10 protein-coding genes are annotated in these 8,737 nt (G+C 41.8%); all 10 read left to right on the plus strand.

All coding sequences use genetic code 11. The features are described from left to right. Positions 1–101 precede the first annotated feature (101 nt). The 10 genes from dut to BUC50_RS09620 all read left to right on the plus strand — a co-directional run bounded on the left by dut (position 102) and on the right by BUC50_RS09620 (position 8,552). Positions 102–458, plus strand: a complete 357-nt coding sequence (gene dut, locus BUC50_RS09580) for a dUTP diphosphatase (RefSeq protein WP_286677383.1) — start codon at positions 102–104, stop codon at positions 456–458. Then, the gene (locus tag BUC50_RS09685) at positions 406–579 is read left to right on the plus strand and encodes a DUF1937 family protein (RefSeq protein WP_353743433.1); all 174 of its coding nucleotides are present in this window, start codon (positions 406–408) and stop codon (positions 577–579) included. The genes dut and BUC50_RS09685 overlap by 53 nt, the downstream gene beginning before the upstream one ends. A gap of 24 nt (positions 580–603) precedes the next feature. Further along, positions 604–1,095, plus strand: a complete 492-nt coding sequence (locus BUC50_RS09585) for a hypothetical protein (protein WP_286677375.1) — start codon at positions 604–606, stop codon at positions 1,093–1,095. A 325-nt stretch (positions 1,096–1,420) separates the two neighbouring features. Continuing rightward, on the plus strand, positions 1,421–1,624 hold the full coding sequence (locus BUC50_RS09590; RefSeq protein ID WP_286677376.1) for a hypothetical protein: 204 nt from the start codon (positions 1,421–1,423) through the stop codon (positions 1,622–1,624). Further along, positions 1,621–2,229: a tyrosine-type recombinase/integrase gene (locus BUC50_RS09595; RefSeq protein ID WP_286677377.1), complete on the plus strand. Its 609-nt coding sequence runs from the start codon at positions 1,621–1,623 to the stop codon at positions 2,227–2,229. The genes BUC50_RS09590 and BUC50_RS09595 overlap by 4 nt, the downstream gene beginning before the upstream one ends. A gap of 355 nt (positions 2,230–2,584) precedes the next feature. Next, positions 2,585–3,109, plus strand: coding sequence for a hypothetical protein (locus BUC50_RS09600; RefSeq protein ID WP_286677378.1), 525 nt, complete (start codon positions 2,585–2,587; stop codon positions 3,107–3,109). Beyond that, positions 3,099–4,964: a terminase gpA endonuclease subunit gene (locus BUC50_RS09605; protein ID WP_286677379.1), complete on the plus strand. Its 1,866-nt coding sequence runs from the start codon at positions 3,099–3,101 to the stop codon at positions 4,962–4,964. Before BUC50_RS09600 ends, BUC50_RS09605 begins: the two co-directional genes overlap by 11 nt. Before the next feature lie 18 nt (positions 4,965–4,982). Then, positions 4,983–5,171: a DUF6148 family protein gene (locus BUC50_RS09610; protein ID WP_286677380.1), complete on the plus strand. Its 189-nt coding sequence runs from the start codon at positions 4,983–4,985 to the stop codon at positions 5,169–5,171. Beyond that, the gene (locus tag BUC50_RS09615) at positions 5,165–6,649 is read left to right on the plus strand and encodes a phage portal protein (protein ID WP_286677381.1); all 1,485 of its coding nucleotides are present in this window, start codon (positions 5,165–5,167) and stop codon (positions 6,647–6,649) included. Before BUC50_RS09610 ends, BUC50_RS09615 begins: the two co-directional genes overlap by 7 nt. Beyond that, positions 6,630–8,552 (plus strand): prohead protease/major capsid protein fusion protein, encoded by a 1,923-nt coding sequence (locus BUC50_RS09620; protein ID WP_286677382.1) that lies wholly within the window; start codon positions 6,630–6,632, stop codon positions 8,550–8,552. The genes BUC50_RS09615 and BUC50_RS09620 overlap by 20 nt, the downstream gene beginning before the upstream one ends. Positions 8,553–8,737 lie beyond the last annotated feature (185 nt).

The raw sequence follows: 8,737 nt of genomic DNA on the forward strand, positions 1-8,737 counted from the left end.
CGGCGACAGGGTGAAACTGCTCTGTTGAACGAAGAATCCGCTAAATTCATGGTTACAGACCGGCTCGGGGATGTTTACACAAAATTTTCCGCACTACCTATATTCCTGAACAAAACCATAAGGATGATGCAGGATTTGACCTTAAGTCGCGGGGCACACATACCATACAACCAGGGGAGACATGCAAAGTTCCTACAGGTGTTCGTATGGCCATACCATGGAGATGTGGTGGTTTTATTTTCCCTCGCTCTGGTTTGGCAACGACTAAAGGCTTGCGTCTTGCAAATTGCGTAGGTGTAGTTGATAACAACTACCGAGGCGAAATTGGTGTTCCTCTTTACAACGACTCTAGGGAAGCTCAAACCGTAAAAGATGGAGACAGAATAGCACAGCTGATTATTTTACGTGTTGAATTCCCAACCTGGAGATTGGAGCTTTTGGGAGGGCCTAGATATTGAATTCGTAAAATGGGCCGATGAACTGTGGGTTGTAAGGCTTGATGGGTGGAAAAGGTCGATAGGAGTAATGACAGAAATACAGAAAGCTAAAGAACTGGGAAAAGTCATACGTTACATTTAGTATTGTTTAAAGAGGAGGTCAAAAATGAATGAAGTTGAAAAATTAGCTGCAATTATAGAATTACTAGTGAGCTATCACCCCTCGGGTATTCTTATCCTTTTGGGGGAAAGGCCTCCTCTATCTGCTTTAGAATGGGCTGATTTAGCAAGATCTATTCAGAAAGAAACAGATATTGAGCACATAGATATGAGCATAAATACCGATGGCTTTTTTAGTCAGATTACCATAGGAGATACGATCATTTCGTTTATAGAAAAACTAGGGTCATGGGATGTCGTTGTCGAGGCAGTTCAGTCATTCCGAAGAATTTTCCCGTCAGATTGGAATTTATTTGTTGAGCATATTCGTTTTATTTCCACCCCGCTTTCTTCGCGACTCAACAGCGAAAGCATGTTATCCCGAATTGCTGATAAATATTGTGTTGATAACAAAACTGTTACGCGCCGTCGAAAGTTGGTACCTTTATCTATAGCAAGAGAGGCTATTGGAGGATTTCAAATGGCGCTGTTTGAATAAATAAATGTAGCTAACGAGAACTCAAAGTCTCTGATACTCCGTTAATAATATACTTAATGTTCCGCTGATAATCTTTTTAAAACTGTTAAAATGGTAGTGTGGAAATAAATATGAAAGGCCCTGGCAGATTCTTCTGTCGGGGCCTTTTTATTGCAGGAGGGGTTTATACATCCAATAATCTTTATAACAAAATTATATGCAGTAATAACGGATCCGCTTTATGCAGAAATTGCAACGGAAAGAGTGGATGAACTAATAGCAGCATAGCCTAAGAGGTGAGCGGGAGTACCCGTTCACCTCTTACTTATATAGAGGAGGGAAAAGAATGTACGCCATATGGGGAATACCTGAACGCAAACGCGTAAGGATTGGAGTTTCAAATGCGCGTTTTTCACCTCTCCAATTTGGCGCTGAGATTATTGCCCTCGTAGAACCTTGCGACGTAAATTTAATGCGCCGTTGGTGTGAACGAAGGGCAAAGCGTGGCTGGTCTATTAATCGAATGAGGCAGGCGTGTGGTGAAATATGAATGCAGTTCAACCGCTTAAAGATCGAAAACAAATTAAAGCGATGCTCAAATATCTTCATAAGAAAAATTTTAGAGATTACGGTTGGGTTTTTATGGGAATACACGTTGGGTTGCGGATAACGGATCTTCTAAAACTAAAAGTGAAAGATGTTCTTGTTGAAAAGCCTGGGGGCAGAAGGCAGATTCGAACACACATAAACATAAAAGAAAACAAGACAAGAAAAACCCGTCTCATAAAGATAAATAATCCCGTCAGAGATTTTTTAAGAGAATATCTAACACCTTTTAAAGAAGCTGAGATGGAATATCCTCTTTTTATTTCACGCAAGAGAAACAAAGATGGAAGTCTTAGAAGCATCACTAGGCAAACAGCGTACGCAATTCTTAAAGAGGCAAAAGAGGCCTGCGGAATAGAAGAATCAGTAGGAACACACACTATACGTAAAACATGGGGATACTGGGCTTATAAAACTACAAAAGATATAGCTGCCATACAAGAGATATATGGCCACAACTCAGCAAAGGACACGCTTCGCTACATTTGCGTTGATCAAGTCCAGAAGGATTTTATCTATGAAAGTGTTACCTTCCAGGGAATTAAATAAGCGATATAAATAAGTTTTTTAATAAACGCAAAATTAAGGCATTTATAACTGGCAACAAAGCCTGTGTTCATGCGGCTCGAAGTTGTAGTTGGCGAATGTTACAGAACATAAGTTATGTCAGATTCATATAAGAGGACTTCTGAAACTTTAAGGCCTTCGTAAAGCCCGTTGTTGAGCAGGTTTAGGGGTTTTTGGGTCCTTCCTGGAGAAAAAGACTAAGGCGGGTAGCCGACCCCGGGGTTTTTCCCGGTAAAAAAATGAAAAAAGGGTTAAATGTAAAACAACGAAATTGAAAGATTAAATGGTTTTTGGGTAATTGAACTAAAGTTTACAGACGGGTGGAGGTGGGTGCTAAATGCCGAAAGCAAACGTAAAAGTAATAAACGATGATGAGATATTGCTTTCTACGAAACGCTGTTCTGCTTTTTTTGGTGTTTCCCCCAAAACCTTGCTTGAATGGCGAAAAATGGGGTGTCCTCAAGAATCAAGAGGATGGTGGAATCCAGAAGACGTATTGCGTTGGCGTTCACAGGTTACATCTGAAGACGGTAAGGTCGAAGATGAGAACTGGATTGCTTTAAAAACAAAAGCAGACGCTTTATATAAACAAGCGAAAGCAGAACAGGAAAAAATAAGGTTGCAAGAGCTGAAGGGCCTTTACATGAAAAAAGAAGAAGTCTATTCGGAGTGGGCTAATAGATTAGCTGTTTGTAAGGCAAATATGTTTACTTGGTCGAGAACTCTTGCGTCTATTTTGGTTGGTCGAAATCTGAGAGAGATAGAGAAGATAATTTACGATGAAACGTACTTGTTATGGGAACAATATTATAGAGAGGGTCCATTCACGCCTCGAAACGTAGAGGGTGAGAGTGTTGCCTAACTGGTCTTATCAAGAAATATCAGTAGCTCGTCCCCCTGAACGAATGTCTGTTTCAGAATGGGCAGATCGTTTTAGAGTATTAGATCGACGAATATCTGCCAAGCCAGGACCTTGGCGTACAAGTTTTACACCATACTTGAAGGATGTTATGGATTATTGGACTAATCCAGAAGTAGAAGAAATCGTGATCTGTAAAGCGGCACAAAGTGGCGGTACAGAAGCTGCTCTGAATTGTCTTGGATATTCAATCGATCAAGATCCCAGCTCTGCGCTTATCGTTTATCCTTCATTGGAAATTGCGGAGTGGACGAGTGAAAACCGTATTCAACCGATGGTTGAAGCATCTTCTCGTCTCCGAGAGAAGTTTTTGCATAATGAGTCAGATCGCCTCGAGCTCCAGTTCCCAGGAATGTATCTTGTCTTAGCTGGAGCTAACAGTCCAGCAAGCCTAGCAAGCCGGCCAGTTAGATATCTTATTTTTGATGAAATTGATAAATACCCTCCCTTTAGCGGAAAAGAAGCAAGTCCGCTGAAATTGGGCAAAGAGAGGACGAAGTCTTTTAGCAGTAACAGAAAGATACTTTATATTTCTACTCCTACATTGAGTAATAAGGGGATTTGGCTATACATGAGATCTAGCGATTTGATTCTGCATTACTATGTGCCATGCCCTCATTGTGGCCAGCTTCAAAAACTTTCGTTTTCTCAAATAAAATGGGCAGAATATTTAACCGAAAAATATGACAAGCTTGGTGACAATCTAGAAGAACGCCGCAGTTTAGAACAAAAGATACGAGATTCAGCTTGGTATGAATGCGAACATTGCAAAAAAACTATATATGACAAAGACAAACCTGAAATGTTATTGAAGGGGAAATGGCTTCCAAAGGAAAAGGCAACTGGCCCTGTTAGAAGAGTTGCTTTCCATTGGAATTCTCTATATGCACCAATGCTCACGTTTGGAGATGTCGCAGCAGAGTTCATTAGTAGCAAGAACCTTCCAGAAACTCTTATGAACTTTATTAACTCATGGTTGGCTGAACCATGGGAAGAGAAGGCCACTGCGCTTAAAAGTGATATCGTTCTTAAAGCAGCATGGACTCATTCCAGAGGCATTGTTCCTAATAACGCTCTGGTTCTTACTGCAGGAGTAGATATCCAAAAAGGACATATGTTTTATGTAATACGAGCATGGGGAGAACGGCTCACGTCGTGGCTTGTCGATTATGGCCGTTGTGAAAATTGGCAAGAAGTTGAAGATGTGATTGTCAACAGACAATATAAGGCCGAAGATGGAGGCATATCGTTTCAAGTCAAGCTAGCCATGATAGACAGTGGTTATAGAACAGATGAAGTTTATGATTTTTGTGCAATATTTTCTGACGTATGCAAACCTGTAAAAGGTTCTTCAAAACCCCTTCGAGCTCCATATTCCATATCTAGTATTGATAAAGATGAAATCGGCGGATTAAAGCTATGGATAGCAGATGGAGATTATTACAAGAGTCTAATCCACGGAAGGTTACGCAAAAAGCCTGGTAGTTATGGTTCTTGGATGATCTTTAAAAACTGTTCTCGAGAATATGCTGATCAGATTTGTGCTGAGCGAAAAATCACACTTTACGATCAAAGAACGAAACGAACGCGGCAATCATGGGAACCGATTTCGCAACATGCACAAAACCATTTGCTTGATGCTGAAGTATATGCAGCTGTTGCAGCTGACGTTTTAGGTGTTCGTTATTTGGTAGCAGAAGATGAAATATCCAGTGAAGCCTATACACAACAAACACAAGAAGAGACAACAGATACAGAAGAATGGATTCCCAGAACTGAAGGCTGGTTGAGAGTTTAAACAGAAAGGAGGGTGTCCATGACGTATGAAGAGGAGCTTGCTCTGTACGAAGAAGCTTTGCGGGCAATACTGGCAGGGCAGGAGTATCAAATAGGAACAATGCGACTTCGGCGAGCAAATATCGAACATGTGCAGAATAGGATTGATTATTTGCGTCAGCAAGTTGCTATGCAATCTATGGGGTCAAGGACGTATGTGTCATGGTAAGAAAGGTTGAAGAAATAAAACCTAATTTAGTAGACCGCGTTATATCATGGTTTAGCCCCGAAAAAGCATATTATCGCATGGCGTATAGACATGCTGAACAAGAGATGCGTAACTATAACGCAGCAAGGTGGGATCGTTTTGGTAGTGGCTGGGAACCGGTAAACCAAAAGCCAGAAGAAACAGATGCAGCTTTTCGAGATCGAATAAAGGCAAGAGCAAGAGATCTTGAACGCAATAGTGAAATTGGGAATAGTGTGTTGCTTGCTCTTGAGCGAAATGTAATAGGACAGGGGATACGCCCACAAGCCCGAATAAAAAACGAAGACGGTTCAGACAACGAAGACCTGAATCAGCGCCTTGAAGATCTTTGGGAAGAATGGGTTTATTCATGCGATGTTACAGAACAAAGCACATTTTACGAATTACAAAACATGGCTCTTAGACGCATGATCGTAGACGGTGATTCTCTTACCCTAAATGTCTACGATACGAGCGATTTCCCATTTAAATTGCAGATGCTTGAATCTGATGCCCTTGATACCTTCAATTCTTATGCAAAAAATAAACGCGTCTTTTCTGGGGTAGAGGTTAACGATCAGTATAAGCCCTTAGCTTATTGGATTTATGAAGACGAGCTTTCCCTGCCTCTAAAAGGACGAAACTTCACTTCTAAGCGTATTTCGGCTGATCGTATTTTACATTTGTTCATTAAAAAACGTCCTCAGCAGGTCAGGGGTATGTCCTATTTTGCACCGATTATGGGTCGTGTGCGAGATATGGATGAATATTTAGATGCTGAACTTATGGCTAGCCGAATAGCAGCATGTTTTGCGGCTTTTGTAAAAACGAAAGCTCCTGGGGATCGGATTGGTAGACAATCACGAACAATAGATGGTAAGCGTCGAGAAACTTTGGAGCCTGGGATTATAGATTATCTTCTCCCAGGTGAGGATGTTTCTTTTTCTGATCCACCACGACCAAACACAAAAGCAAATGAATTTATTCAGATGCAGCTTCGCCTTTCTGGCGCAGGGGTCGGTCAGTCGTATGAAATGATCTCTAGAGATGTGTCACAGGTGAATTATTCCAGTGCGCGGCAAGCACATCTTGAAGATAGACAAGGTTTTAAGGTCTTACAGCAATTTATAAAAGATCATTTCTGTAGGCCGATATGGCCAGAATTTGTAACTGCTTGTGTGTTGGCTGGTAAGGTTCGTATCCCTGATTATTTTTCGAACATAAAGAGGTACACAAAATCCGTATGGATCACGCCTGGTTGGCAATTTGTAGATCCCCTAAAGGAAGCTGCTGGAATGCAGAAAGAACTTGATATGGGTATTACATCTCTATCTGAAATATGTGCAGCCAGAGGTAAGGATTGGCAGGAAATACTTGACCAAATCCGTCGTGAGCAGGAATACGCAGAAAAAATAGGGTTAATGAAGGAGGTCGGCTCTATTGCCAAAAATAGCAAATAGGAAAGAAAAAGAACGTTTAAAAGAAACATCGTTGTACAGAGAGTATCAAATAGAAAGAGACAATATTGACGAGAGCTCGCGAACCGTTGAGCTCTCTTTTTCGTCTGAAGCGATAGTGACTAGACAGGGATGGCTTTCTTCGTGGCAAGAAGTTTTAGGGCATGAAAAAGGCAATGTTGATTTAACCCGTATCAATGAGATGGGGGTGTTGTTGTGGAACCATAAGAGTGACGTTCCTATAGGTGCAATAGAGTCTGCGTGGCTTGATGAAAATGAACGAAAATGCAGAGCAAAAGTTCGCTTTGATGACGATGAAGAAAGCGAAAAAATTTTTAGAAAGGTCGTAAACAATACACTTAAAGGCGTTTCTGTCGGTTACCGTGTAACAAATTGGGAAATAGTTGATGGAGACGAAATAAGTACATGCGGCCGATTCACAGGGCCTTGCGAGATAGCGAGAAAGTGGGAACCACTTGAGATAAGTATTGCATCTGTTCCAGCAGATGCAACTGTTGGCGTAGGTAGAAGTTTAGATGAGGAGGGGGATAACGCAATGCCAAAGCCTAACGAGAGAGTGGATGTAGTAGAGAGAGTCTCACCAGAAGATATAGACCGCGTAACAAGAGATGAGCGTGTTCGCACTGCGGAAATATTGGCAATGGGGCAAAGATTTGAAATGGATCTCAGCGAGCATATTAGATCTGGCGATTCGGTAGAAATGGTTCGAAAAATAGTCATGGATAAACTTGCGGAAGAAAGAAAAGCATTAGCTCCTGCTGTTGTTACCTTAGATGAAAAGGAAAAATTTAGAAATGCTGCCCGTGACGCATTATGTCTTCGTGGTGGTCTTAAAATCGCCAAATTTGCACCTGGAGCAGATGAATTACGAAGCTTTTCATTGCGTGAGCTGGCGCGCGAAGCATTAGCAAAATCTGGAGAAAGTACAAGGGGCGACATGATGGAAATGATAGGGAGAGCTCTTACTACCTCCGATCTTCCCGTTATTTTGGGTGGAACAGCTAATTTAAGCCTTATGGAAGGGTGGGAGAGCGAGGAAGAAACATGGCCTATTTGGGTTGACGACACGGGGGTTGTGAGTGATTTCAAAATCCACACTACAGCTCGTGCCGGCGACTTGACTGATCTAGATAAAGTCAGAGAAGGTGGCGAATATAAATATGCCGAAATCTCTGAAACTTTTGAACAATATCAGGTGGCCAAATTCGGTAAATTATTCTCTATTACCCGAGAGGCTATCGTAAATGATGATCTTGGAGCAATTACAGATATACCGAAGCGTATGGGAGAAGCTGCTCGTAGAAAATTAGGAGACATCGCATATGCGGCCTTGACCAGTAATCCCAAAATGGGTGATGGAAAGGATCTCTTTCATGCAAATCACGGCAACTTAATGACAGCTGCCGGCATCAGTTTTACAAATTTTGAAGCAACAATAGAAGCTCTTGGAAAGGCTATCGAAGCTATGAAAAGCCAAAAAGATATTGGTGGAAAGCGTAGGCTCAATATTCGTCCAATGTTTTTTATTGCTCCAGTAGCTCTTGAAGCCGTTGCTCGGCGTTTTTTTGCACAAGAGCAATCTCCAATGACGATTACCTTAGATACAGGGCAGAGCGTTGCAATGGGAAATGGTGCAAACCCATACGCAAAGGATTACTTTACATTGGTTTTCGACCCGAGACTTGATGACGTTAGTCAAAAAGCGTGGTATTTAGCCGCTCGAAAGGGAAAAACTGTCAGGATGTTTTTCTTGAACGGTGCAAAAGCACCGTACCTTGAGCAGCGACAGGGCTGGTCTGTCGATGGAACGGAATACAAGGTGCGTATTGAAGCTGGCGCAAAAGCAGTTGATTGGCGTGGTCTTGTAATGAATCCTGGAGCATAGAGGAGGGGGGATATATATGAGTAAAGAAGCTGTCTATTTGCAGGAAGGCAAGGTAATAGATTGGAAAAACGATACAACCTCTAATGGGTAGTGCGGAAAATTTTGTGTAAACATCCCCGAGCCGGTCTGTAACCATGAATTTAGCGGATTCTTCGTTCAACAGAGCAGTTTCACCCTGTCGCCGA

The sequence above is a fragment of the Aminobacterium sp. EBM-42 genome (assembly GCF_001896635.1).
GTDB lineage: Bacteria > Synergistota > Synergistia > Synergistales > Aminobacteriaceae > Aminobacterium > Aminobacterium colombiense.

Excerpts from the sequence above, each read along its gene's own strand:
- BUC50_RS09585 (WP_286677375.1), top strand. The coding sequence starts at position 604 with ATGAATGAAGTTGAAAAATTAGCTGCAATTATAGAATTACTAGTGAGC.
- BUC50_RS09590 (WP_286677376.1), top strand. The coding sequence starts at position 1,421 with ATGTACGCCATATGGGGAATACCTGAACGCAAACGCGTAAGGATTGGA.
- BUC50_RS09595 (WP_286677377.1), top strand. The coding sequence starts at position 1,621 with ATGAATGCAGTTCAACCGCTTAAAGATCGAAAACAAATTAAAGCGATG.
- BUC50_RS09600 (WP_286677378.1), top strand. The coding sequence starts at position 2,585 with ATGCCGAAAGCAAACGTAAAAGTAATAAACGATGATGAGATATTGCTT.
- BUC50_RS09610 (WP_286677380.1), top strand. The coding sequence starts at position 4,983 with ATGACGTATGAAGAGGAGCTTGCTCTGTACGAAGAAGCTTTGCGGGCA.
- BUC50_RS09615 (WP_286677381.1), top strand. The coding sequence starts at position 5,165 with ATGGTAAGAAAGGTTGAAGAAATAAAACCTAATTTAGTAGACCGCGTT.